This window comes from Paraburkholderia dipogonis, assembly GCF_042680985.1.
GTDB classification, from domain to species: Bacteria; Pseudomonadota; Gammaproteobacteria; order Burkholderiales; family Burkholderiaceae; genus Paraburkholderia; species Paraburkholderia phytofirmans.
In genome coordinates, this window is sequence record NZ_JBHUFR010000013.1 from 84,442 (window position 1) to 108,265 (window position 23,824).

20 protein-coding genes and 3 pseudogenes are annotated in these 23,824 nt (G+C 60.0%); 12 read left to right on the forward strand and 11 right to left on the reverse strand.

Going from position 1 to position 23,824, the window contains the following annotated elements:
* The first annotated feature begins 37 nt into the window (after positions 1 to 37).
* The gene (locus ACFSNN_RS17925; RefSeq protein ID WP_134462581.1) at positions 38 to 427 is read left to right on the forward strand and encodes a carboxymuconolactone decarboxylase family protein; all 390 of its coding nucleotides are present in this window, start codon (positions 38 to 40) and stop codon (positions 425 to 427) included.
* Positions 428 to 903: 476 nt separating this feature from the next.
* Positions 904 to 1,056, forward strand: a pseudogene (locus tag ACFSNN_RS17930) (Rid family hydrolase); the annotation flags it as partial.
* A gap of 253 nt (positions 1,057 to 1,309) precedes the next feature.
* Here ACFSNN_RS17930 and ACFSNN_RS17935 read toward each other — a convergent pair.
* A complete protein-coding gene (locus ACFSNN_RS17935; RefSeq protein ID WP_134462585.1) occupies positions 1,310 to 2,542 on the reverse strand; it encodes a M24 family metallopeptidase in 1,233 nt (410 codons plus the stop codon).
* Between the two features lie 144 nt (positions 2,543 to 2,686).
* A complete protein-coding gene (locus tag ACFSNN_RS17940; RefSeq protein ID WP_134462587.1) occupies positions 2,687 to 3,616 on the reverse strand; it encodes a LysR substrate-binding domain-containing protein in 930 nt (309 codons plus the stop codon).
* A gap of 250 nt (positions 3,617 to 3,866) precedes the next feature.
* Here ACFSNN_RS17940 and ACFSNN_RS17945 point away from each other — a divergent pair, with 250 nt between their 5' ends.
* Positions 3,867 to 5,129: an aromatic ring-hydroxylating oxygenase subunit alpha gene (locus tag ACFSNN_RS17945; protein ID WP_377689681.1), complete on the forward strand. Its 1,263-nt coding sequence runs from the start codon at positions 3,867 to 3,869 to the stop codon at positions 5,127 to 5,129.
* Positions 5,130 to 5,134: 5 nt separating this feature from the next.
* Complete coding sequence (locus tag ACFSNN_RS17950) at positions 5,135 to 6,277, forward strand: FAD-binding oxidoreductase (protein ID WP_134462589.1); 1,143 nt, start codon at positions 5,135 to 5,137, stop codon at positions 6,275 to 6,277.
* 52 nt (positions 6,278 to 6,329) lie between these two features.
* Here the strand turns inward: ACFSNN_RS17950 and ACFSNN_RS41365 are convergent.
* From ACFSNN_RS41365 to ACFSNN_RS17965, 4 genes and pseudogenes are all read right to left on the reverse strand, one after another.
* A pseudogene (locus ACFSNN_RS41365) lies at positions 6,330 to 6,428 on the reverse strand (site-specific integrase); the annotation flags it as partial.
* Between the two features lie 56 nt (positions 6,429 to 6,484).
* Positions 6,485 to 7,219 carry an IS6 family transposase gene (locus ACFSNN_RS17955; RefSeq protein ID WP_134462591.1) on the reverse strand — a complete coding sequence of 245 codons (735 nt, stop codon included), beginning with the start codon at positions 7,217 to 7,219 and terminating at the stop codon, positions 6,485 to 6,487.
* Positions 7,219 to 7,443: a response regulator gene (locus tag ACFSNN_RS17960; RefSeq protein WP_134462593.1), complete on the reverse strand. Its 225-nt coding sequence runs from the start codon at positions 7,441 to 7,443 to the stop codon at positions 7,219 to 7,221. Before ACFSNN_RS17960 ends, ACFSNN_RS17955 begins: the two co-directional genes overlap by 1 nt.
* A 405-nt stretch (positions 7,444 to 7,848) precedes the next feature.
* Positions 7,849 to 8,211, reverse strand: coding sequence for a DUF3579 domain-containing protein (locus ACFSNN_RS17965; RefSeq protein ID WP_134465546.1), 363 nt, complete (start codon positions 8,209 to 8,211; stop codon positions 7,849 to 7,851).
* Between the two features lie 438 nt (positions 8,212 to 8,649).
* Here ACFSNN_RS17965 and ACFSNN_RS17970 point away from each other — a divergent pair, with 438 nt between their 5' ends.
* From ACFSNN_RS17970 to ACFSNN_RS18000, 7 genes are all read left to right on the forward strand, one after another.
* Entirely contained in the window at positions 8,650 to 9,663 is a 1,014-nt protein-coding gene (locus ACFSNN_RS17970; protein WP_134462595.1) for an ABC transporter substrate-binding protein, read from the forward strand.
* 92 nt (positions 9,664 to 9,755) lie between these two features.
* Positions 9,756 to 10,553 (forward strand): ABC transporter ATP-binding protein, encoded by a 798-nt coding sequence (locus ACFSNN_RS17975; RefSeq protein ID WP_134462597.1) that lies wholly within the window; start codon positions 9,756 to 9,758, stop codon positions 10,551 to 10,553.
* A 27-nt stretch (positions 10,554 to 10,580) separates the two neighbouring features.
* The gene (locus ACFSNN_RS17980; RefSeq protein ID WP_134462599.1) at positions 10,581 to 11,441 is read left to right on the forward strand and encodes an ABC transporter permease; all 861 of its coding nucleotides are present in this window, start codon (positions 10,581 to 10,583) and stop codon (positions 11,439 to 11,441) included.
* 100 nt (positions 11,442 to 11,541) lie between these two features.
* Positions 11,542 to 12,912, forward strand: coding sequence for a sensor histidine kinase (locus ACFSNN_RS17985; protein ID WP_134462601.1), 1,371 nt, complete (start codon positions 11,542 to 11,544; stop codon positions 12,910 to 12,912).
* A 10-nt stretch (positions 12,913 to 12,922) separates the two neighbouring features.
* Positions 12,923 to 13,597 (forward strand): response regulator, encoded by a 675-nt coding sequence (locus ACFSNN_RS17990; RefSeq protein ID WP_134462603.1) that lies wholly within the window; start codon positions 12,923 to 12,925, stop codon positions 13,595 to 13,597.
* Positions 13,598 to 13,787: 190 nt separating this feature from the next.
* Positions 13,788 to 14,915: a porin gene (locus ACFSNN_RS17995; RefSeq protein ID WP_134462605.1), complete on the forward strand. Its 1,128-nt coding sequence runs from the start codon at positions 13,788 to 13,790 to the stop codon at positions 14,913 to 14,915.
* 111 nt (positions 14,916 to 15,026) lie between these two features.
* A complete protein-coding gene (locus tag ACFSNN_RS18000; RefSeq protein WP_134462607.1) occupies positions 15,027 to 16,646 on the forward strand; it encodes a methyl-accepting chemotaxis protein in 1,620 nt (539 codons plus the stop codon).
* Positions 16,647 to 17,179: 533 nt separating this feature from the next.
* Here ACFSNN_RS18000 and ACFSNN_RS18005 read toward each other — a convergent pair.
* Together ACFSNN_RS18005 and ACFSNN_RS18010 are read right to left on the reverse strand one after the other, a co-directional pair.
* Positions 17,180 to 17,872: pseudogene (locus ACFSNN_RS18005) on the reverse strand (hypothetical protein).
* Positions 17,873 to 18,755: 883 nt separating this feature from the next.
* Positions 18,756 to 19,877 carry a YncE family protein gene (locus ACFSNN_RS18010; protein ID WP_134462611.1) on the reverse strand — a complete coding sequence of 374 codons (1,122 nt, stop codon included), beginning with the start codon at positions 19,875 to 19,877 and terminating at the stop codon, positions 18,756 to 18,758.
* Between the two features lie 318 nt (positions 19,878 to 20,195).
* Between ACFSNN_RS18010 and ACFSNN_RS18015 the strand changes: the two genes are divergently transcribed.
* Complete coding sequence (locus tag ACFSNN_RS18015) at positions 20,196 to 20,666, forward strand: hypothetical protein (protein ID WP_377779184.1); 471 nt, start codon at positions 20,196 to 20,198, stop codon at positions 20,664 to 20,666.
* A 538-nt stretch (positions 20,667 to 21,204) separates the two neighbouring features.
* Here ACFSNN_RS18015 and ACFSNN_RS18020 read toward each other — a convergent pair.
* From ACFSNN_RS18020 to ACFSNN_RS18030, 3 genes are all read right to left on the reverse strand, one after another.
* A complete protein-coding gene (locus ACFSNN_RS18020) occupies positions 21,205 to 21,909 on the reverse strand; it encodes a maleate cis-trans isomerase family protein (protein WP_134462615.1) in 705 nt (234 codons plus the stop codon).
* A gap of 71 nt (positions 21,910 to 21,980) precedes the next feature.
* Positions 21,981 to 22,682, reverse strand: coding sequence for a hypothetical protein (locus ACFSNN_RS18025; protein ID WP_134462617.1), 702 nt, complete (start codon positions 22,680 to 22,682; stop codon positions 21,981 to 21,983).
* 56 nt (positions 22,683 to 22,738) lie between these two features.
* The gene (locus tag ACFSNN_RS18030; RefSeq protein ID WP_134462619.1) at positions 22,739 to 23,824 is read right to left on the reverse strand and encodes an asparaginase; all 1,086 of its coding nucleotides are present in this window, start codon (positions 23,822 to 23,824) and stop codon (positions 22,739 to 22,741) included.

Consider the following 23,824-nt stretch of genomic DNA (forward strand, 5'->3'; position numbering starts at 1 on the left):
CAAATTTGAAACGTTCACATATCACAGGAGACAAATCATGAAAGAAGACGATGCGTTGTTTGAAAAAGGATTGCCGATTCGCCGCGAAGTCCTCGGCGCCGAATATGTGGATGCGTCGATGGAGAAGGCCGACGCCTTTATGATGTCCTTCCAGCGCGCAACCACTGCTTGGGCCTGGGGGTGGGTATGGGGTGACGACACGCTCGATCGAAAGACACGCAGCCTGCTCAATCTGGTGATGTTGACTGCAACCGGTCACACGAACGAACTCAAGTTGCACGTGAAGGGTGCGCTCAACAACGGCGTGACCGTTGACGAAATCAAGGCGGCGCTCCTTCATGCAACGGCTTATTCGGGCATCCCGAGTGGCCTCAGCGCGTTCAAAGCAGCCCACGAAGTGCTGGTCGCCGAAGGGGCGCTGAAGTAAACACCGGTAAGGTGGCCGGCCCATGTGGCGTCTGTCACAGAGGTTGCGCCGCCATACGATGACGAAGTTAACACTGCTTGACCTTCGGCGAAGACGATGACGTGTCTGCCGCCAGCATGGTGCAATCGGTACTAGCATCCGAAAACGCCGTAGAAGTCTATGGCATGGCGCACTGTAAAAGAGATGGCGGGCGCGATGCGGAGCGGTGGTGCAAATTTATGCATTCCGAGAACAAATCTACTTGAACCAACGGTACCCCGAGCCCACCATTAAGATGGGCTCGCCAGATTTGAAATTAAAGAAATGATCGGAATTTAATAGGTATTGCGTATCATTTGCTTGGGTTCCAAAGTGAACGCCTGGAAGACATGCCATTGATCAGCAGGGGCTCTTGAAACGTGCCTGACGTTTCGAAGGCACCGTCCGGGTTTTAGCGCTTGTCAACGGCAGTGAGTCGCCGGTTGCCCGCGCCGAGCATCTTCCTATCCGACATGTCGCAAGCCGCGGCGATGAATGAAGTGTGGGATGCTTGGGTAACGCTAGGGCATACGCCACCTCGTGCTACGGTGGGGGCGACGCTGGCCCAGCGAGAGAAGTTGATTGAGGTCGTGATCGTCGCGGCTGTCTAGATGCACATGTCGATTGCGATGCGCCCGACTCGCTGATGCAAGAGGTGGCGGAGCTTCTGTCGGCATAGATCGACCGACTCGCGCGGGCGCGAGCACGTACTCCGACCAGCCATATCGGAGCGCACGATGTAGACGTGTCGGCTGAAGTGATGGACCGCTTAGAGACGGATATCGGATCGGTGTAAGGCGGATAGCGATCGTGCGATGGGGGCAGTCGCGGCTTCTAACGAGGCCGCGACTGTGCGGGTACCGATCAGAGCCATTCGGTCTCGAAGGGGAATGTCGAAAGGGGCACGCAACCGTTTTCTGTCAGATGCACCTGCTGTTCGAGCTTCACGCCCTCGTTGCCGCCCTCGTCGCCGATGTAGCTTTCAATGCAGAGCGTCATGCCCGCTTCGAACATACCGTTATAACCGTGGTCCTGGAAGTACGAGATCGACGGATACTCGTCGACCATGCCGATTCCATGGGCCAGGCAGCTATACCGGTTCTCGAAGAACTTCGCCGGCATGGTCCAACTGCGCTCGGCGAATTCGTTGAACGTCATGCCTGGCTTGATGAGGTGCATGTTCGTATGCAACTGCTCGTGAGCCGCGGCGTAAAGGCGCCGCTGGTCATCGGTTGGGCGGACGTGCCCGACCGTCCATGTGCGCGAAATGTCGGCGCAGTAACCGAACGGCCCCACGAGATCCGTATCGAACGCGATGAGTTCACCGTTGCGCATGACCTTTGGACTACATTCCTGCATCCATGGATTTGTCCGATTGCCTGATGCCAGCAGGCGCGTCTCGATCCATTCGCCGCCGAGCTTGATGTTCTCAAAGTGCAGATGTGCCCATAGTTCCTGTTCGGTCATGCCTGGCTGCAACAAGTCGTGCATGCGCTGAATGCCGAGTTCGCACATGTTGATCGCTGCCTGCATGACGGCGAGTTCGTCGTCGGATTTGATGGTCCGTGCCAGCTCCATGATCGCTTGCCCATCAACGACCTGAACGCCTTGTTCGCGCAAGGCATCCAGACCTTCGGGGTCGAGCCGGTCGACTGCGACGCGATGCTCTGATGGCGCGTGTTGACGCAGCAGATCCGCAATTTCGCGCGACCATCGCCTGGCGTTCGCTGCGGCTTCGGGACCGGCGTTGAAATAGTTCCAGCATACTGCGCTCCGGATTTCCGCTTTGACGGACACGTTGTCCCACACATGCTCACAGTTATGGAATTCGAAGCCGATTACCGGGCCGTCCGCGAAGACCATGACGTAGCGCGTCGGATTGCGGCCAGTCCAGATCTGCATGTTCGATGTGTCAGTGGCGTACCGGATGTTGACAGGGTCATACAGGACGATTGCGGGTACCCGGCTCGTACGAAGCTGGCGGCGTACGCGTTCCAGCCGGTAGTGACGTACACGATCAAGCAGACCTGGCGGCAAGCCGACCGGGCTCTCGTCCGTCTCAGGTGTTGCGGCGTGAAGCGTGGAAATCCCCGACATTGGCTGTTCTCCTGACATAATCTGCAGGCAGTATCAGAACGTCGATAAAGCCGGTCAACGGCCTTTATTTTCCTGCTCGCATGAGTTTAAGTCATCCGTCCGCGTCAGCACGCAAGCGCTGAAGATATGTCATGCTGCGTCCCGCTATCGGGTCGCTGGGTCGCCGCGCAGCCACTCGATGAGTTGCGTAATGACCGGCGAGATCGTGCGGCCGTGCGGGACGACGAGGAAGTAACATTCGGTGGGCGTGAAGGTGGCGACCTCGATCCGCACGAGTTCGCCCGTCATGAGCAGGTCATCGACCAGCCGGCTCCAGCCAAGCGCGATGCCCTGTCCATAACGGGCTGCCTGCACAGCGTCTGTATATAGGCTGCATCGCAATACCTTGTTCAGCCGTGACGGACGACAACCGACCGCGCGGAACCATTCAGTCCAGTCCATCCAGCCTTCGGCCGTCGAATCGGATTCAACGAGTGCCATGGACGCGAGTTGTTCGAGTGACGTCGGTACTCCGTTTTCTTCCAGAAACCGTGGCGAACAGACCGGGAAAATATCGACATCGAACAGTAACGTTGACGTGCCGTCAGTCCATTGACCATTGCCGTAGCGGACAGCGGCGTCGACTTCGACATGGCGCAAGTCAGCCGTAAACATTTGCGTGGTGAGGCGTAACTGGAGTGGCGGATCGAGTCTCTTCAGATTGGCGAGGCGAGGGAGCAGACGGAACTGGGAGAACGCGGCCGTGGAGGCGAGCACGAGCTCGCTCTGTTCGACGCCTGTCGTGGATAGACGGTCAAACACGCCAGCAATCTTTTGCATGGATTCAGCAACCACCTGGTACAGCGCTTCGCCCTCTACGGTCAGCTTGATGGAGCGGTGTCCGCGCTGGAAAAGCCGGACATTCAGGGTTTCCTCCAGGAATCGGATCTGTCGGCTGACGGCCGATTGGGTCACACCGAGTTCAGTCGCCGCAAACGTGAAACTGCCGAGGCGACCCACCGCCTCGAATTCAACCAGCGCGGTAAGCGACGGGACGATTCTGCGGTAACCCTTCGTTCCTCTGGACGTCTTCATCCGTTGTCTCTGATTCTGATGTTGTTGTGACAGTCAGGCGCCGGGATGCGCAGCTGGCTATATGCCGATTGAAACATCGACCATGCGTTAAATCGCCCTGCAGCGTGCGATCGATCCCGTCGATATTTTCGCATGACTTAAAGGAATGTCTGGGGGTAAATAAAGCGCATTGACGGTCAGTATTGGCGATCCAATACTCAACGTAATGCTGCACATAACGTTGCGGCGAAGACCAATTAAAGAGGCACTCATGTCGACCGTCATCCCCATCAAGACTCATCGCGAACTCCTGGATAGCCGGCAGCCCGGTCACGGCATGCCCGGCGAACTGTTTGGCCGCCATGACGTCTTCGAAACCGATGTCGAGGTGTTCTTCCACAAGCTTTGGATTCTCGTTGGCGTAACGGCTGATGTGCCGGAACCGGGGGATGTCCATACGGTCGACATCGGCAAGGCTTCAATCATCATTGTCCGGGACGATGATGAAAACATTCGCGCCTACCGCAATGTGTGCCGTCATCGTGGCTCACGCATCATGAAGCAGCCGGGCAAGGCGACTGTCGGCATGCTTGTGTGTCCGTACCACCAGTGGACGTACGATCTGGACGGCAGTCTGCGTCACATGTCCCACATGGGGCAGGATTTCGATCCTGCCTGTCACAGCCTGATTCCGGTTCATCTGAAGACGGTCGGCGCACACGTCTTCGTCTGCCTCGCCGATGAGCCGCCAGAGGACTTTTCGAAACTCGAGAAGGTGATGACACCGCGCTTTGCGCCGTACGATCTGACGCGCACGAAGATCGCACACGAGCTGGAGATCGTCGAGAACGGCAACTGGAAGCTGGTGATGGAGAACAACCGCGAGTGTTATCACTGCGCGGCCACGCATCCAGAACTCACGAATTCGTTTCTGGCTGAGGACTTCGGCTTCTGTCCGGACGGCCAGAGCGAGGATGCCCTGAAAGGGTACGACGAGTACGTCAAGCGAAATGCGGCCAGCCAGGCCGCATGGGAGCAGGACGGATGGATCTGCGAACGCTTCGAGTCGCTCGATGAGAGTGTGCATACCAACTTCCGCACGCAGCGGCTGGTGATTGCCGGCGCCAATGAATCGCAGACCATGGATACGAAAGTCGCCTGCACGAAGTTGTTAGGTGGCCTGCAGCGCCGGGATCTGGGTGACGTGCACATGTGGGGTCACCATTCGTGGACGCACGTCATGAGCGACCACGCGGTGATCGCCTATATCCTGCCGCTTGCGACTGACAAGACGCTCGTGCGCACACTCTGGCTCGTCCACGAAGATGCCGTTGAAGGCGTCGACTACGACCTCAAGCGACTGACGGAAGTCTGGATTGCCACGACCACCCAGGACGCCGAGCTGGTCGCGAATACGCACAACGGTACCCAGGATCCCGCCTACCGCCCGGGGCCGTTTTCGCAGTTCACGGAAGCGCCACTAGACGAATTCTCGCGCTGGTACAACGCGCGTCTGAAAGAACACGGTGTCTGAGCGATATGGAAAGCGTCCTCGAACCCTGCATCCTTCAACAGAGCCCCGAAGTGTCCGATCGCTTTAGTCTGTCGTCTACATGGGAACGCGCGGATGCGCAGTGGCCGAGCTACGAGCAGCGAACGCTGGTTTGCTGTCGGGTAACTGACGAAACCCGTGACGTCCGCACTTTCGTGTTTGCGAGCGAAGCAGGGCAACCATTCTCGTTCGAGCCGGGGCAGTTCATCACGATCGGCGCAGAGATCGAAGGCCAGGCAGTCAGCCGCTGCTATACGATCTCGTCGCCACCGACCCGGCCGTACACATTATCGATCACGGTCAAGCGGACACCGGGCGGGGTGATGTCGAACTGGTTGCACGCAAACATGGTAGCCGGGAAAACGTTGCCTGCGTTCGGTCCGGCGGGTATCTTTACGCCGTCAGCCGGCCCGTCACAGAAGGCACTGTATCTCTCGGCGGGTTCTGGCGTCACGCCATTGATGGCGATGACACGCGCGGCGTTCGACCTCGGACAGAATCGCGATGTGGTGTTCGTGCATAGCGCGCGAACGCCCGAAGACATCATTTTTGCGAGCGAGCTGGCAGCGCTCGAGAAGATGTCCAGTGCTTTTCGAGTCATCCATATCTGCGAATCGCAAGGCGAGGAAGGTAACTGGCAAGGTCCCATCGGACGCCTGAGTCTCGATCTGTTGAAAGCGCGCGTACTCGACTATCGGGAGCGGGAGGTTTTCACATGCGGCCCTGCCGGTTATATGAACGCCGTCAGGAAGCTGCTGCTTGACGGACAACATGATCCGGACCGTTATCATCAGGAAAGCTTTAACGTCGCAGAGACCGTCGAGGCCGTCGAAGCTGCGCCGGAACAACGCCCGGACGAGCAAACGTCGTCCTTTACTGTACGTCTTGCGCGCTCCGGCAAGACCTTCACGATGGAGCCGTCAGAAACTGTGCTCGCGGCCGCGCGCAAAGCGGGTGTACCGTTGCCATCGTCTTGTAGTCAGGGGATCTGCGGGACCTGCAAGACCAGGCTGCTCGAAGGCACAGTCGAGATGAAGCACAACGGCGGTATCCGGCCGCGCGAGATTGATAGAGGGCTTCGACTGATGTGTTGCAGCAAGCCGACCTCCGATTTGGTTCTGGATCTGTAGCGGAGCGGGAGGATAGGGTGAGGAGGGCAGATAAAGCCCTGCCAGACTGCCGCGGAAAGCGACATTTCGCCAGATAGCGGGCAAGTGCGTCCCACGCGAGCGGCGGAAGCGCCACCCGCGCGAGCTTGCCGCCTTTGCCGGTGACGCGCAGCGGCGCTGTCACATTAAATTGTCCACGCTGTAATAGCGGAGAGGAAACACGCTCGCTCAGAAAACAGACGGAATTTGGGTGGCCTCAGTGAAACGATTCCAGGCCGCAAAGCGTGCGGCAAGCTGTTTGCGATGGAGTGAGGCGAGTAGCAAGTGTCGCTTGAGCGCGAAGTGCTGGCGGATCGGACCGAAGTTTGATAAGCAAGCCTGCGTCCGTTCAGGATCGCGGAAGCCACGCATACGTCGCTCTCGTTCGCGCGTCGGCTGATGACTGTTTTCGGCCCGCTTACTGACCCGCGCGCTGGCTTTCACGAAGACGTGCTTGACGTGAGCCAGTTCGTGAATCTCGGCTTTCGCTGCCGGATAGCTGCGCAACTGATCGGTCACGATCCTGCGCGGTGCCTCGCCACACGAGGCAATCACGCGCGTGAAAGCCCGCTTCGCTGCTGCCTTGTCGCGGCGCTTCTGTAGCAGGATATCGAGTTCAGCACCATGTTGATCGACGGCGCGCCACAAGAGGTAAGGCTCACCGCGCAACGTCACAAACACTTCGTCAAGATGCCATGTGGTTCCGGGTTTGCGACGCGTCGCTTTCACACGGTGTGCGAAGCACACACCGGACTTATCGCACCCGCGTCGGACCGTTTCGTAGCTGACGATAACCCCACGCTCGAACAACAGCTCTTCGATATCACGCAGGCTCAGCCAAAACCTGAAATACCAGCGTACCGCGCAACCGATGACCGCCGCTGGAAAGCGATGACAGTGATAAAGCGATTTTGCATTCTTCATCACGCGATCTTACTCGACCGTCGGCAACGTGACAGTGCCCCGAAGATACCGGGCATTGACATATTGAGGAGCAGCAGATCGAAGTCGCGGGTGCGCAATAATTCTTGTACCGCGGCGCCTCGCGCTGCCTCCGCAGGCACCACGATATCCGTCGTTGTCCCGATGAAGTGCCTGAGGCCGGCCCGCACGACAGGATGGTCATGCGCAATCCGAACACAAATCATGGCAATCTACCTCAAACCCGTGGCGGATCTGATGGGGTCGGGTGTCCGCACAGGCGGTTGGTCTGCAAGATGACGGCGCCCTCGCGGCGTCCGCGCGACTCGACCTGTTGTCGCACACCTTCAGGCCGCGCTATCACGGTTTGTCCCGCCACGGGACAAACCCGCCGCCTGCGGCCGGGTCCGCTGTTTCCCCAACGCTCAGCCACACCTGCCCGTCGCATCGTCCGCAGATGGCCAGCGCCTGCGCATGCGAGGCATCCTGCGGTAACACCGTGGCACGGTGCCCACACGCAGTGCACGCATAGGTGTAACGCACGTCAGCGAGTGTCTCCATCAACGGTCTCCTCAGCGCATCCTGCATGTAACCCTGAGCGCCGCTAACGACAGCAGAAAGCCCCGGCGCCTTCACATCATCGTTCCTTGTTTTGTGAAACCATCCGGCCGCGCTGTAGACCTCACCTTAGTTGGGGTAGCGTGAACACGACAGGTCTCGACTGCAAGGTCGTTGTCCCTGGCGAACCGCATCACAAAATCAAATGCGTCCGGGCAGACGCGTTGCAACTCGTGCGCGACGCGCAGGCATTTAACGTCGTGCTCCACAACTGGCATGGCGAATCGCGTGCAGGTTATATGAATCCCCGGAGCGCGTTCCCCGACGAATAGCGTGATGACACCGGTCAGGCGTTCGGCCCAATCGCCGGGCCGGAATAGCTTGTGTTGCGATGTCACGCCGCGGATCACGTAATGGTGAATGCCATCGTCAGTCATGTTGGCGGAATCATCGACACGCGAGCCGTCAAGTTGGGGGGATGTAGCTTCCAGCAATTCGTCCGGCACTGAGTTCGACGTGTGAGCGCAGGTTTCGAAAATCATTCCTCCGCGTGCGCCGTTCATCTGATGCAGAACAGAAGTTTCCATATCAATGAGGCGATTCTACGAACCTGATTCCTTCTACCGGCTTTCACCAGTGGCGATTTTCGGTGCGGGTTTTCCACGATGACATCAGTCACGCCAGAATCAGGCGGGAACGGATCGAAGCACATCGTAATGTGGCCGGGCTTTCGTGCGCGGCGACAGCCCGTCTCATGGAAATCCCCTAAAAAAATGGCTTTTCCGTGAAAGCCGTGAGAAGGATTCGTGCTCCCATAATCACACCATCGATGCATATAGACAGCATCCCGCTGCCGAAAATAACGGAGACTATCGATGCGACCGAATCTCAGCGCGTTTCGCCATATTGCGTTTGCCTCCAGCCTGCTGTTCAGCCTTGCTTCGCAGCACGCGGCAGCAGCGGATAGCGGCAAAATCACGATCATGGTCGGGGGCATCACCAAGCTGATCTACCTGCCGGCGCGCCTGACTGAAGAGCTCGGCTACTTCAAGGACGAGGGGCTCGACGTTGAACTGCTGTCGCAGCCGGCCGGCGTCGACGCAGAAAACGAACTGCTAGCCGGTGCCGTGCAGGGTGTCGTCGGCTTCTACGACCACACGATCGATCTGCAGACAAAAGGCAAGGACGTCAAGGCGATTGTCGTGTTCGGTCAAGTGCCGGGCGAGGTCGAAATGGTCTCGACCAAGGCGGCAGACACGGTCAAATCGATGGCCGATGTCAAGGGCAAGACGCTCGGTGTGACGGGCCTGGGTTCGTCGACGAGCTTCCTCACGCAATACCTCGCTGGCCAGCACGGCATCCAGTCGACCGAATACACGATGCTGCCGGTGGGTGCCGACGCGAGTTTCATCGCGGCCGTCAAGCAGAGCCGTATCGACGCTGGCATGACGACGGAGCCTACGGTGTCGGCGTTGCTGAAATCAGGCGATGCCAAGGTGCTCGTCGACATGCGCTCGGTCGAGGGCACGCGGGCGGCACTCGGCGGCACCTATCCCGCCTCGAGTCTGTATGTGCAGGCCGCATGGGCCGATTCGCACAAGGCAGAAGCCACGAAGCTCGCCCATGCTTTCGTGCGTACGATGCAGTTCATTCACACGCACAATGCCGAGGAAATCGCGGCGAAGATGCCCGCCGACTACCAGAAAGACAAGCCTCTCTACGTGAGCGCGCTGAGGGCGTCCTTGCCCATGTACACGGTGGATGGAAAGATGCCGGCCGATGGTCCGGCAACCGTGCTCAAGGTGCTGTCGGCGTTCAATCCGTCGGTCAAGGGCAAGCATGTGGAGTTGACGAAAACTTACACCAACGAGTTTGTCAATTCGAAATAATCGGCGGGCACGAGGGCGCAACAGACTCCGTCCGTGCCCGTTGCGCTGGCGGCTTTCCTTCGCGCCTCATATTATTTAAATGGATGGACCTGATGAACCATGCCGTTGACAGGGACGTACCCGCGATCGAATTCAGTTCGGTATCCTGCCGTTTCGTTAGCCCGGATGGTAAGGCCACAGTCGCGTTGCGCAACTTCAGCATGTCGGTGGCGCGTGGCGAATTCGTCGCGATTGTCGGCCCGACCGGCTGCGGGAAATCAACGACGCTCAGCATGATTACCGGACTGCTCAAGCCGACCACCGGCGAAGTGCGTGTGATGGGCGCACCGGTTGATGGCATCGATCCGCGCATTGGCTTCGTGTTTCAGGCCGATGCGGTGTTCCCGTGGCGCTCGGTGCTTGACAACGTGGCGGCCGGGCCGCTGTATCGCGGCCGCTCGAAGTCCGCTGCACACGACGAGGCGAACGCATGGCTGCGACGCGTCGGGCTCGAAAAGTTCGGCAGGCACTATCCGCATCAACTGTCGGGCGGCATGCGCAAGCGCGTCGCACTCGCACAGACCTTCATCAACAAGCCTGAGATCCTGCTGATGGACGAGCCGTTCTCCGCGCTCGACATGCAGACGCGCACCCTGATGCAGGACGAACTGCTGCAGTTGTGGTCGGCGAATGCGGGTTCGGTGGTGTTCGTCACCCATGATCTCGAAGAAGCGATTGCGCTGGCCGACCGGGTGTTCGTGCTGAGCGCGCGGCCTGCGACATTGAAGAAGGTGTATGACATCGATCTGCCACGTCCACGCGTTACCTCGGAAGTTCGCTACGACCCACGCTTTATCGAGATTTCGCGCGATATCTGGCACGACCTGCGTGAAGAAGTTCGGATCGCATGACACAAACTCTGGTTCAAAAAGACAATCATGGGCACCCCTGAATACATCGCGGAAGCAGGAATCGACGCCGCCTCGCTGGCCGCAGTTGAGCGAATTGCACAGCGGCGGCTGCGCCAGCGCCATGCGCTGATCGTCGGCTTGCGTGTGCTGGTCCTGGTGGTCGTGCTCGGCGGATGGGAGATCGGCGGGCGGACGAAATGGATCGATCCATTCTTCTTCTCGATGCCCTCGCTGATCTTCGGGCAGATCGTCGACTGGTTTGTAAACGGCACGTCACAGGGCCCGCTGCTCGTTCAGGTCTGGGTCACGCTCGAGGAAACATTTCTTGGGTTTCTGATCGGTTCAGTTGGCGGCATCGTCTGCGGCGTCGTGCTGGGTCGCAACAAGCTGCTCTCCGACGTGTTCAGCCTCTACATCCAGATCGCGAATTCGATACCGCGCGTTGTGCTTGGGTCAGTCTTTGTGATTGCGCTCGGCCTTGGCATGGCATCGAAGGTGGCACTGGCCGTCGTGATGGTCTTTTTCGTCGTGTTCGGCAATGCCTTTCAGGGTGTACGGGAGGCCGACCGCTACATGATCGCGAATGCGCAGATCCTGGGGGCATCCAAGCGTCAGTTGACCACCTCAGTCGTCATTCCTTCCGCACTTTCGTGGATTCTCGCCAGCCTGCACGTGAGCTTTGGTTTTGCCCTGGTTGGCGCGGTGGTTGGCGAGTTTCTCGGCTCGAAACAGGGCATTGGCCTACTGATCTCGACCGCGCAGGGAGCATTCAACGCCAGTGGGGTTTTTGCAGCGATGATTGTGCTCGCTGTGGTCGCACTCACTGCGGACTATTTGCTGACCACGCTGGAAAAGCGCCTGCTGAAGTGGAGACCTGCTGCGTTCTGAGCGTCAGAAGGCGGAGGGCCGCGCCTGCGATCAGACAGGGGAAGGAAGCCGTCCGTGCTGATTGCAGTCACGGCACGCGTAATGTGCCCGGGAGTTGACGATGATGCAAAGCCTGCGTACACGCCTGCTTGGGTGGCTACTGGTGCCGGTCGGCCTGTTCGTAATCGTCACCGGCTCGATGGCATATGACGCGGCCCGCGAGACCGCTGGCCTTCTGCAGGACAACGCATTGCTCGCGTCTGCGCGCATCATCGCCGAGGAAGTCGACTGGGAAAACGGGGTGCTGGTTGCCAGGATTCCGCCCGCGGCGCTTGAGATGTTCGAGTCGCCCGACCAGGATCAGGTGTTCTACCGGATTGTCAAAGGTCGTACCGGTCTGCTGGGCGGCAATCCTGAACTGGCCCTTCCTGCGCCGACACCGCCGGGCCCAGCGTTTTACGACACGACGCTTGATGGCCGGCCCATTCGCGCGGTCGCCTACGAGCGGGAACTGTACGACTCCGGCGCAACCGAGCGGGTTACGGTTATTGTAGGAAAGACGCAGGCCTCGTACCGGGTCATGATCGGAAACCTGTGGCGTCCCCAGTTGGTCAGGCAGGGCCTGATGCTGGCGCTCGTGGCAGCACTTGTCCTGCTTGGGCTGACCTTCGAGTTGGGCCCGCTTATCAGACTGAAGGATGACGTCGCCGATCGCGACGCATTGCAGCTCGTGCCTGTGCGCATTGGGCGCCTGCCTTCCGAGTTGCGTCCTGTCGTCGACGCGATCAATCAGTGCGTCGCGCGCCTGAAACTGCATGCGACGACACAGCGCAAATTCATTGCGGACGCAGCGCACCAGCTGCGTACTCCCCTTGCGCTGCTCGGAGCACAGATCGAGTGCGCCCGCCCGTGCGTCCATTGCGGACCGCTGCTCACAGATGCGTTGGCGGGAATACGTCGCAGCAGTGGGAAGATGACCGAAATGACCAACCAGCTGCTACTGCTGGCGCAAGCCGAGTCGTCATCGCCTGCCCACACACCGGTCAGGGTCGACATGGTCACTGTCGTCTCGTGCGTACTCGAAGAGCTCGTGGTCGCCGGCCAGCGGCGTCGGATCGACCTCGGCGCGGAGCTTGCCGGAATGGCGAACGTCCCTGGCAGTGCGACCCTGTTGATGGCGCTGGTGACGAATCTGGTCGATAACGCGATCCGTTACACGCAGGAGGGCGGAAGGGTTACCGCCACGTGCCGGGAGGAGGGCGACGAAGTTGTGCTGCAGGTGATCGATAACGGCCCCGGCATTCCGACCGAGGCGCGTGCTCATGTGTTTGAACGTTTCTATCGCGGAGCGACCGGCGCGGACGGAACGGGGCTGGGCCTATCGATCGTGCGCGAAATCGCACACTCGCACGGTGGAACAGTCGCATTGAGCCCGCACTCGGGACATGTCGGCCTCGTCGTCACGGTCCGCTTGCCGAAGTGGCGTGATTGAGGAAAATGCGATGAAACTGCTACTGGTGGAAGACAACGCTGAGCTTGCGCACTGGATTGTCAACCTGTTGCGCCAGCAGAACTTCGCCGTCGACTGTGCACCCGACGGTGAATGTGCGGATGGAATGCTCACGACGCAACGCTATGACGCGGTGCTGCTCGATCTCCGCTTGCCGCGGATGGACGGCCGGGAGGTTCTGGCCCGACTGCGTCGCCGCGGCGACACCGTGCCGGTGCTCATGCTGACGGCGCATGGTTCGACCGAAGACAAGCTCGATTGTTTCAGTGCGGGTGCCGACGACTATGTCGTCAAGCCGTTCGAATCACGCGAGCTGGTCGCGCGTATCAAGGCGCTGATCCGCCGCCAATCCGGTGGCATGTCTTCGTGCCTCGCCTGCGGCGACCTGCAGTACATATCGGATACGCGGGAGTTTGTTCACAACGACACACCGCTCACGTTGCGGCGCCGCGAGCACACCGTCCTCGAAACGCTGATGTTGCGACAGGGCAAGACCGTCTCGAAAGCGATGCTGATGGAAAGCGTGTTCAGTCTGGACGACGAGCCGAGTGCGGACGCCATCGACATCTACATTCACCGCTTGCGCAAACATCTTGCGACGTCCAGCGCCCAGATCATGACGCTGCGAGGTCTGGGCTACATCCTCCGGCAGCGGGGTTCCGAATAATGGACCGGAGCGCTGTCCCGTATATCAGTAAATGCACTTAGTTGTACAAAAGATACGGGAAAGGAGCGTGAAGGATTGAGGTAACTAGGATTGCGTTCATTCGCATACTGATCGGATATCCGACAGACGAACTGCAGCAGCCGCGAGCAGAACAATCAGATTTTCAACGCAGCAATCAGAGGAGACGATCTTGAAGAAAAAGTATCTTACGGTGGCTGTCGCAGCCAGTGCATTTGGCGCGACTGCCGTGCACGCGCAGTCGAGTGTCCAGCTTTATGGCCTGATGGACCTGAGCTTCCCGACCTACAGAACGCACGCGGATGCGAACGGTAATCACGTCATCGGCATGGGCAACGACGGTGAGCCGTGGTTCAGCGGCAGCCGCTGGGGTCTGCGAGGCGCCGAGGACATCGGCGGAGGGTCGAAGATCATTTTCCGGCTCGAGAGTGAATTCGTCGTAGCCAACGGCCAGATGGAAGATCCGGGCCAGATCTTCGACCGCGACGCATGGGTCGGTATCGAGAACGACACGTTCGGCAAGATCACGGCGGGTTTCCAGAACACCATCGCGCGCGATGCGTCGGCGATCTATGGCGACCCCTACGGCAGCGCGCGATTGACCACGGAAGAGGGCGGCTGGACGAACTCGAACAACTTCAAGCAGATGATTTTCTATGCGGCCAGCGCGACGGGCACGCGTTACAACAACGGTGTCGCCTGGAAGAAGCTCTTCAGCAATGGGATCTTTGCGAGCGCCGGTTACGCATTTGGCAACTCGACCAGTTTCAGCTCCAACTCCAACTACCAGGCAGCGCTCGGGTATAACGGTGGAGTGTTCGACGTATCGGGCTTCTATAATCATGTCAACCGCGTTGGCTTTACGAACCAGACGTGGTCGGTGGGTGGCAACTATAACTTCGGCATTCTGCGCGCCAACGCAGGCTATTTCCGGTACCTCGGCAATCAGGGCGCGCTCGGTCAGCGCCAGGATAATGCGTGGACCGTGTCGCTCAAACTGTCGCCGAAGGGTCCGCTCGACTACCAGCTCGGCTATCAGCAGATGCGCGTGAAGAACGCCGCGTACAACAGCGATGGCGATATCCCGAACGCGAACATTGGCGCTTTCGATCCGACGTCCGGTCTCCACAATGGCTTCAAGGAAACGCTGTACGGTTCGGTGTTCTATCACCTGTCCAAGCGCACCGAATTGTATCTGGCCGGCGATTACATGAGGCTGCACGGCGGCTACACCGTGGGATCGACTTTCGGCGCGACCAATCAGCTCGAACTCACGACAGGCGTGCGCACCCGCTTCTGATCTTGACGGGCCGCTCCCGGCTGATTCATTGACGAAAATGTGCTCCTGTTGGCGGCGGCGGATAAATCCGTTCGCCGCTTTTTTCTGTTCCGCGGGTCGAGGACGACTACCATGTTCACAAACACCACTATCCGCACCGCCCTGACAGTCACGATCGCCGGCTATACGGCCGCGTTGGTGTTCGTGATCGCCACATCGGTCGCGGGTCTGAAGACGGCCAACGCGGCGCTCGAAAAGATGTACATCGAAGAGACGGTCGCCTTGCGCCACCTCGCTGCGAGCGGTGAAGCAATTCTGCAGATGCGGGTCGATCTTGGCACCTACGAAACGCTCGTCGCGCAGGGAAAACCCACCGACACTTTGCTCGCCCGCATACACGCCCGGCTGGCGGACAGCGATCGCGAACTGGCGGCTTATTTGACGCAGACGCCACCGGACGGCGCGGAGAAGGGGCTGGCCGACGCACTGCGCGCCAGGCGCGAGCAGTTGATGAAACAGGTGCTGGCTCCTGAAGTCGCAGCGCTCGACCAGAACGATTTCATTACTTTCCGGACCACGGAGCGCCAGGCGCCCGAGGCGGTGTTCAGCGACTATAGAAACGCCCAGTTCGCGCTGGAGAATGTTCAGGTGCAGCAGCAGAAGGCGCGCTTCAATCAGGCTCAGGAGCATTTTCATCTGCTGTGCTGGGTGTTTGGAGCCATCGGGCTTGTCGCGATCGTACTTGGCCTGTTCGCGCGCATTATGGTGACAGCGTCGATCGTGAGGCCGATCAACGCGGCGATCCAGCACTTCGAGCGGATCGCGGCCGGCGACCTCACGGGGCGGATCGCCAGCCTGCGCACGAATGAAATGGGCCGCTTGATGGGAGCGCTTGCAGGTATGCAGGAGAGTCTCGCTGTTGCCGTCGGCCGGGTTCGTTACGGGACGGCGGCGATCGCACACGGCGTGCGTGAAATCGCCAGCGGCAATGCCGACCTGTCGACGCGCACCGAACAGCAGGCGGCGACGCTGGAGGAAACGGCGTCGAGCATGGAGCAGTTGACTGCGACGGTCAGGCGGAACGCCGATAATGCACGGGAAGCCAGCACGCTCGCCGACAACGCGTCGCAATCGGCTGTGCGAGGCGGCGGAGTCGTCGAGCAGGTCATCGAGGTGATCGCGGAGATGGCGTCTGGATCGGGCAGGATCGTCGATATCATTGGCGCGATCGAAGGTATCGCATTCCAGACCAACATACTCGCTCTGAATGCCGCCGTCGAAGCCGCCCGGGCTGGCGACGAAGGACGTGGATTCGCGGTAGTGGCAGGCGAAGTCCGTGCACTGGCACAACGCTCGGCGGCAGCGGCGAAAGAGATCAGGGAACTGATCAGTGGCTCGGTCGCAAAGGTTCAGAATGGAGCCGAACTCGCGACCCACGCCGGGGCCACCATGGCAGAAATAGTCAGTGCTGCGCGCAACGTAACCCGTATCGTGCGCGAAATCAGCGTGGCGTCGGAGGAACAGTCGCGCGGCATCGAGCAGATCACCCGCGCGGTGATGCAGATGGACAACGTCACCCAGCAGAACGCCGCGCTGGTCGAGCAGGCCGCTGCCGCGGCGGCGTCGCTCGGAGACCAGGCGGGCGCGCTCGATGATGCAGTTGCCGTGTTCCGGATGCATGAGTCTCGGGAGCCGCAGAGCGAGGGACACCGCAGTCGGGACTGGGTGGAGTCAGAACTGTCCATCACCTGAGCATGGACCTATCGAACACTGTGAGGCGCGGTGGTCTCAGGGCTATGCGGCGAACCCCATGGCTCAGTCGCTGGTCCAACCAATGTGCTGTTCCAGGAGGGCGGGATGGACGCTCGAACAACCGTGTGGCGCCTCGGGGCTGGTTTGCTCGCATGCCTGCTTCTGGCGAGCTTCGCAGGGTGCAACGCATTCACCGGACCGCCTGCTCCGGAATGGCCGGGCCCGCATGCACCGTATCCTTTTCCCAACGACGTACCGCACCGAACCGAATGATGTTCATGGGCCCGCCGCCTGCCGGCTACGGACGGCTCGTTCGGCGCGACAGTGGTCGGCTGGGCATGGATGCGAGGCCACCGGGTGGCCAACTGAAAACGCGATCGGGGCCGTTGCCGTCTACCGGAGGGACTGCGGGATCCAGAAGCGCCGGTTTGCGGCCGGCTTGCCGCAATACCACCGTTCGCCATGGATGGGACCAGTCCTCCGTCCAGGCACCGTAAGTGGTCATCGCACGGTGGCGAAGCGGCAGACATTTCTTATGCCGGCACGAAGACTCCCAGGGCCGCGATCGCCATGGCGAGCGTGGCCAGCCATCCTCCCCAGGCCAGCAGGCCGGTGACAGCGGACTGTCCCATCACACGCCGGCTTCGAGCCATCAGCATCATGATGATCGTGATCGTGATCGGCACGGCAGCAACGCCGTTGATCACCGAGCTCCAGTACAGTGCGCGGATCGGGTCGAAGTGCATGACCGTGATGGCCACGCCACCGACGATCGCCAGTGCGATCACCGCATAGAATTGACGCACGATCGTGAGATGCAACGCAAGACCGGCTGCGCCATCGGACGGCGGAGAAGACACCGAGCACGACAACATAGAACTGCTGCGGCCCCCGCAGCAGCAATCCGATTGCCGCGCATCGCCGACAGGTCGGCGGCGATGTTGATTTATTGGCGAGTATGAGCAGGACGACCGCGCTGTACAGCAGCCATGCCGGATTATGCGCGCGCTCGCCAGCTGGATGGCGGTCATCAATGGATATGTAAGCAGGATCGTTCATAGCAGGTTGAATCCGGACTGCGCGCCGGTCTGAGAATACGTGCGGATGCCCGAGGGATCGTCGTCCGCGGCGCCTGTGATCAGTCCGGGACCCAGACGGCTGATCCACGACCGCTCGACGGCATCGCTGACAGCGGTTTCGGGCTCGATCAGTTCGTCGTCGTTCATCGGGTTCACATCGTAAGGACATGGAAGCAAACGCCGCGCCCGACGCTTTCGCGTGCGTCTGGCTCGGCCGTGTCACCGCCGCCGTCTGTGAGAAGGTAGGGTCCCGTGGCGCCCGAAGATTGACTGATGCGCGTGCGGATCGAGGCGGAGCCAACTTTCGGTCTCGTCGGATCTCGTCGCTGAACTGCTGACGCTCGCGGTCACGCTGCTTCTTTCGCTCGCATTACACGCAACAGGTCAGGTTGTGCTCGCCACGGCCTTCGAACTCTTTGGTAGCCAGACGCTCGTCATGGCTACGGCTAGGCCCGCAAGGACGCAGGTAAAGCCTTTGTTGGCGTCGTCCGTGCGCGGGAGGTTCTGATCGAGGGCGCGCCGTGCCGCTGTCGTCTACATCGCGCCCCACGTGCGTACCGCTGGTTTGTCCTGTTGCATGTGCAGCTTCATCTGGCCGATCGATAGCGATTGCGGATAGGCGCAGAGCGGGCGGCTCGTAAAATGACAACTTCCACGGATGGGTGTGAGAGTCACGCACGCACACGACTGAAGCGGTGCTTTCGTGCGGCGTGATGGTGAACAAGGGATAGGTGTAGATCGCGTTGGCCGAGTTGACGCCCGGACTTACCGGAATGACTCAGCTGCTTCACGACGTGTAATCGCCGAAAAGTTCTTCGCGCGCCGGGCGGAACTCGTCCAGAGTGAGCCATGGAGGACGTGCCTGCGAGCGACCGTCCCAGCGACAATGACAGTCGGCGTTAGCCGGCGCTCCAGACCCGTAACTACCGGATCGTGGAGCGCCGGTGGAGCACCCTCCGACTTTGTCGAATCGTCTCAGTGGCGACCGTTATCCAGTCCAGGCCGTCGAACCATAACCCGGTTCGGCAGACTAGCGGGTCGAGAACACGGAGATACCGCCGTTGGGGAATCCTGCCGCGCCGGGCTGGAACGGCACATACACCTGCCCAAGTGTGCTGTCGATGGCGACAGAATGCGCCCCTGTTCCCACCGGAATCTTAAAGAGCAACTGCCGTGACGCGCCATCGACTACGCCCATCTGCGGGCTAAATCCCGAGGCTGCAGCGGTACCGCTGGTGACGTAGTGCCGAGCCGGCAGGAAGTAGCGGTTGGATGCTGGATCGTAATTGACCTGGTCTACTCCGCCAAATGGCAGGCTGGCTTGTATTGCGCCATTCGCACGGTCGAGGATGAGCGTGATTAGCGGGTCGCCTGCCGGCGGATCGCACCCAATGAGCACGTCGTTATTCGGGCCAAGGACGATCCCCGATGGGCCGCATTTCCCTAGTGGAAACGACTTGCTGACAGTAGGACTGCCTGCTACCACGGAACTGGCAGTGATAACGTCGAGCTCGCCGTCAGGATTGGCGGAGGTCCCGTCATTGTTGATCAAAAAGCTTTTCGAGGCCGGATCATATGTGCACGCTTCGAGCCCAGACGAACCGTTGAAAGGACGCTTTACCACCGCCGTTTGCGTCAGCGTGGAGATGAACGTGACGAACGGCGGCGAGTCTCCGGGGCTCGCATACATGACGAGATGATCGTCAGGATCGTAGCAGCCCTCGTCGACGCGCGATCCGGAATTGCTGACGGCGATTGTGTTGACTGTCTTTTGCGCGGCTGTATCGATCACCTTGACTGAGTCGACGTCGCCCACATAGATCGTGTTCGTGCCGGTAATGCCCACAATTCCGTCGGGGCCGGACTCATTGGTTGTGGCGCCGGCGCCGACGAATGGCCCTGGGATCTGTGCGATCAACGTATTCGATCTGGTGTCGACGACGTCGACTGCTTTGTTATTACGGTCGGTAAGGAAGTACTTGCCGCCCTCGACGTAACCGATGTCGAAACTAAATGGTGGGCTGGAAGCATTGGGCACGGCGATGTTCGTCAGCAGCTTTGGCGGTGTCGGTGCACTGACGTTATCTCCGCCCCCGCAGGCGGCCAATGCAGTCGCAGTGAGCAACATCAAGGTCATCAAGCGCTTTTTCATCGATTCGTCTCCTTTTCTGTTTATCGGCCAGACCGTTGGTGCGTTGATCGGGCCGCGTTTTGAAATCTATCCAACTTGAGAACAACCATTATCAAGGAGCCATTTCTTAAGGAATCATAAGAAATTGGCATCTGAAGAAACAACCACATTTTTCATGGATTCGGTTGCGCAGCGTATGAATTGTGGCGACAGACTGGCTGTCTGGCTTACACAATGGCGGCGCGACGGAAAATCGAAAAGTAAAACTTATTTATGGTCTGCATTACGCGGACGCTATACCCGTAATGAATCTGAAACTTCCGTAGGCGCGGCGGTCACATGCCGGCTGCAATCTCGCGCTGCGAATTTTTTGCCGGCTCTGGGCGTCGTGGTGGAGTGCAGTTAGCCACACATATTAGGTCACACAGGCGATTGGCTGAGGGCATCACTAAAGACATTGTCGATCGCGCCTGGCACGCGCGTTTTTCTCTTCGGTGCAACATTGACCCTTGTGCGGCCGTGCTAAAAGAGCTTGTACACCGAAAGGAGGAGTCGCAGGCCGCAGAGGTTCTCGAAGAAATTCGGCGGTCGGGCGACTTCAGTGTTGGCACATTTATCGAGATCAGCAAGCTCCTGGCCGGAGCGGGTATTGATATGCAGGTTCCCGGGTTTGACGCAACGACTGCCATCTTCTCTGCAGCCTTCGCCGAGAGCGCTTCTGGAGCGAAAGTCCTGCTTCAGACGCTGACCGACTGCGGAGGAGAAGTCAATCCTGGGATCATTAGAGAGGTGCGCCACCAATGCACCTGAGTGCACTATTGAGCGCCGCTGGTCTTTGGGGTATGTCAGCGAACCATATCACCGCTTGGGCGGACCCGAACTATGCGAAGGACGCAGGTACGCTTCTTCAAGCGTTCGCCGGCTGTGGCTGATCAGTGACGGACCGGCGCGGGCCCGCGTCATTACCCGCCTCGTGTTGTATTGCCGAACTTATGCCACAAAATGTGGCCGTTTTGTTGGGAAACTGGTGCCGCTCGCTTCCAGTGGGTGGGGCTTCAAAGTCTGCGGAAACGATTGTCCAGTAAGGGGTTGCGGCAATCCATCCACTGGCAGGAATGCTAACAACTTTACTTGTGCAAGCGTGGTGTTCGGCGGGCCATTCTCCAAGGCGTACAGCGTATAGCGGTCGGCGGTAATCAGCGACGCGCTGGTTGACAATGACCGCTATGGCTATGTGCTCGCAAGCTGCGCGACGCCTCATACCGACGTTGGCAGATGACTCATCTACATTAGGCGAACCGCGTGGGATGCAAAGTAGAGGGCGCGGGTGCAAAAAATGCATAAGTGCCTAGCGACGCATCAGGCATCCATAACCAGCACATCGCTGTTCGATTCCGAGCGTTCTCAGACAATGCCACAGCAATGCCGCGTTACTCGTGATGACGGGCCGGCCGACCATCTGTTCGATCGGCTCGATCACGGTGCTCACGCGCACGCCTGCGCAGCTGATCAACAGAGCATCGTATGCAACGGGCAGTTCCGATGCGAGTTCGACCCACGTTTGCGGATCGAGCATGGCCTGCTCGAATGGCGTGCGGCAAGGCCGGCTGGCATGCGATACGACCTCGATGCCGCGCTCGGCGAAGAATGCGATTTCTGCGGCCACCACGTCGTCAGAGTAGGGCGTGAGAAGAGCGATCCGGCGAGCCTGCAGCACCTTGCAGGCCGCCAGCACGGCTTCGATTGTCGTCACCGCACGAATGCCGGTGGCGGCGCGAATGCGCTCGTTGATCTGCTCCGGACCGCTCACCACACCCGCTGCCGTGCAGTTGAGCGCGATCAGATCGACCCGCGCATCGGCAACCAGTGACGCATGCAACTCGAGATCGGCGATCAAACTCCGGTCCGAATCGATCGACGTGTCGCTAAACGGCAAGCGGGTCGTGACGAACTGCACGCCTTCGGGCGCCATCGCCTGAATCTCGAAGTCACACAGCCCGCCTGACGGATACAGATGACCAATTCGTGCGAGAAAACCGAAACCGATGCTCATAAAAAAGTTCTCCAGTGCGTGCTCCGCATTCGCCTGTCAGAGTACGCGCGTGTTCGCACTTCGGCGACGCCTCAGTCAAAGGTATAGGTGCGAGCCAGCATCGGATGATGGACGTTGCTGCCTTCGAACGGCGGAAATGCTTCGAAGTCCTTTCGCATTCTGTGGCGCACCGGCGAATGCATCGCCTCGGTGATGGCCGCGGCGCTGTCGAACATCAGCTTGTTTCGCTGCATATAGTGGACACGCGTCCAGGGCATCGCGTCGAGCCAGTCGATCCGCGTGAAAATCTCGATCTCGCGCACACCCGGGAAATCGAACATGATCTGCGGATGATGCGACAGGTAGTAGTTGAGCCACTCGTCGAGATCAAGGGCCTCGCCAGGATAGTGAACGAGGAACTGGCACGGCAGCACGCCGTCTACCACGCGCGCGACGGGATCGGCCACGGGAAACGGCCGGCGCACCATGGCCTGCTGTTCGACGCGGCAGCCTTGGAGGCTCGCAAGCGTTGCCTTCGCGAGCGACTGCAAACGGCCGTTCTCTGCAATCGCGGCTTCGAGGTCGAACAGGCTTTCGTAATCGAGCTGCATCGCGAAGATCGGCGACGGACCGTCGCTGGTGTAGTAGTCGTCCGCCGATTCAGGCGTGTAAAGACGCGCACGCGACAGCGCCGGAATCGTGATGGCAATCGAGGTGATGACGGCAAGATCGTCATCGGCGATCCGGGCGTTCGGTTCGGGGTGGATGAACGTGAGGAGGTAGGAGAAGCGCATGTAAGGGCCTTTATGCGAGCGGAGCGATGAGAGGTTTTACCGTGCAGGGCTTCACGCTATAAAGTCTGCAATATGCTCTGGATCCGTTCGCGACGTTCAGCATGGTTTGCGGCATGGTCAGACAAGGTTAGCGCAAGCATCAACGCAATCCGGACTTTGACGGGCGCGAGATCGCCACCCGCGACGATGCCGTCGCGTTGGAGAAACGCTTGGGAAGGCACGACGCCCCGCGCGGCGCGGCTCGACTGGACCACCACCACGCCCGCTTCGACAGCGTGCCGGTACGCGGCAATCTCGGCCGCCGCCGGACGTCCGGGAACAAGCCCGGCACTCACCAGGCCCACACTGCCGGCGGCGACGAGCGCATCGACCGCAACGCCGTCTGCCCCCGCGTAGGACATCGCGATATCGACGCGTGGCATGGTCATGGCCTCGTTCGACTCGACGATTGCACGATCGAACCAGGGCGCGGCGTTCGCAGCCGCACGCCGGGGCCACGCGCCGCGTCGCCACGTAATGCGTGCATCCGCTTCGACGCGCGCAACCGGCCCGAAGCCCGGCGACTCGAACGCGCCCAGCTCGAAGCTGGCCGCCTTGGTGACGTCGCGCGGCGAGAACAGCCAGTTGTCCATGGCGACCAGCACGCCGTGTTCCGCGCTCAGCGGATCGCGAGCGGCAGCGATGGCGGCGCGCAGATTCACCAGCACGTCGCTGCCCGCGGTGTTCGCCGGACGCTGCGCGCCGGTCACGATGACCGGCACGTCAATGCCATGAACGAGTTGCAGGAACCACGCGGTTTCTTCGAGCGTGGCGGTGCCATGCGTGACGACAAATCCAGTGATCGACGGATCATTCTGCGCCGTGCGATGAATCAGGCGTGCCAGTTCGACCCAGTCGTCGGGTTTGATCGCGACACTGCCGAGCGCGCGGAACGTAACCGGCAGCAGTTCGACATCGGGTGCGAGTTCGCCGAGCGTATCGAGCAACGTATCGATGGAATGCACGACACCGCTCTCCGAATACTCGATCCAGTCGAATGGATCGCGCGCGTGCATGGCGAAGGTGCCGCCGGTGCCGATCACCGCAATTCTTGGCGCAGCGTCGGGTTGTCGGGCTGCTTCATGCGAGGAACGTTGGATCAT

Bases quoted from the DNA above. Each gene is read 5' to 3' on its own strand.
- ACFSNN_RS18025 (WP_134462617.1), bottom strand. From the start codon at position 22,682: ATGCGCTTCTCCTACCTCCTCACGTTCATCCACCCCGAACCGAACGCC.
- ACFSNN_RS17925 (WP_134462581.1), top strand. From the start codon at position 38: ATGAAAGAAGACGATGCGTTGTTTGAAAAAGGATTGCCGATTCGCCGC.
- ACFSNN_RS18020 (WP_134462615.1), bottom strand. From the start codon at position 21,909: ATGAGCATCGGTTTCGGTTTTCTCGCACGAATTGGTCATCTGTATCCG.
- ACFSNN_RS18000 (WP_134462607.1), top strand. From the start codon at position 15,027: ATGTTCACAAACACCACTATCCGCACCGCCCTGACAGTCACGATCGCC.
- ACFSNN_RS17985 (WP_134462601.1), top strand. From the start codon at position 11,542: ATGATGCAAAGCCTGCGTACACGCCTGCTTGGGTGGCTACTGGTGCCG.
- ACFSNN_RS17950 (WP_134462589.1), top strand. From the start codon at position 5,135: ATGGAAAGCGTCCTCGAACCCTGCATCCTTCAACAGAGCCCCGAAGTG.
- ACFSNN_RS17970 (WP_134462595.1), top strand. From the start codon at position 8,650: ATGCGACCGAATCTCAGCGCGTTTCGCCATATTGCGTTTGCCTCCAGC.
- ACFSNN_RS18010 (WP_134462611.1), bottom strand. From the start codon at position 19,877: ATGAAAAAGCGCTTGATGACCTTGATGTTGCTCACTGCGACTGCATTG.
- ACFSNN_RS18030 (WP_134462619.1), bottom strand. From the start codon at position 23,824: ATGATCCAACGTTCCTCGCATGAAGCAGCCCGACAACCCGACGCTGCG.
- ACFSNN_RS17935 (WP_134462585.1), bottom strand. From the start codon at position 2,542: ATGTCGGGGATTTCCACGCTTCACGCCGCAACACCTGAGACGGACGAG.
- ACFSNN_RS17960 (WP_134462593.1), bottom strand. From the start codon at position 7,443: ATGATTTGTGTTCGGATTGCGCATGACCATCCTGTCGTGCGGGCCGGC.
- ACFSNN_RS17955 (WP_134462591.1), bottom strand. From the start codon at position 7,219: ATGAAGAATGCAAAATCGCTTTATCACTGTCATCGCTTTCCAGCGGCG.
- ACFSNN_RS17945 (WP_377689681.1), top strand. From the start codon at position 3,867: ATGTCGACCGTCATCCCCATCAAGACTCATCGCGAACTCCTGGATAGC.
- ACFSNN_RS18015 (WP_377779184.1), top strand. From the start codon at position 20,196: ATGCCGGCTGCAATCTCGCGCTGCGAATTTTTTGCCGGCTCTGGGCGT.
- ACFSNN_RS17980 (WP_134462599.1), top strand. From the start codon at position 10,581: ATGGGCACCCCTGAATACATCGCGGAAGCAGGAATCGACGCCGCCTCG.
- ACFSNN_RS17965 (WP_134465546.1), bottom strand. From the start codon at position 8,211: ATGACTGACGATGGCATTCACCATTACGTGATCCGCGGCGTGACATCG.
- ACFSNN_RS17990 (WP_134462603.1), top strand. From the start codon at position 12,923: ATGAAACTGCTACTGGTGGAAGACAACGCTGAGCTTGCGCACTGGATT.
- ACFSNN_RS17940 (WP_134462587.1), bottom strand. From the start codon at position 3,616: ATGAAGACGTCCAGAGGAACGAAGGGTTACCGCAGAATCGTCCCGTCG.
- ACFSNN_RS17975 (WP_134462597.1), top strand. From the start codon at position 9,756: ATGAACCATGCCGTTGACAGGGACGTACCCGCGATCGAATTCAGTTCG.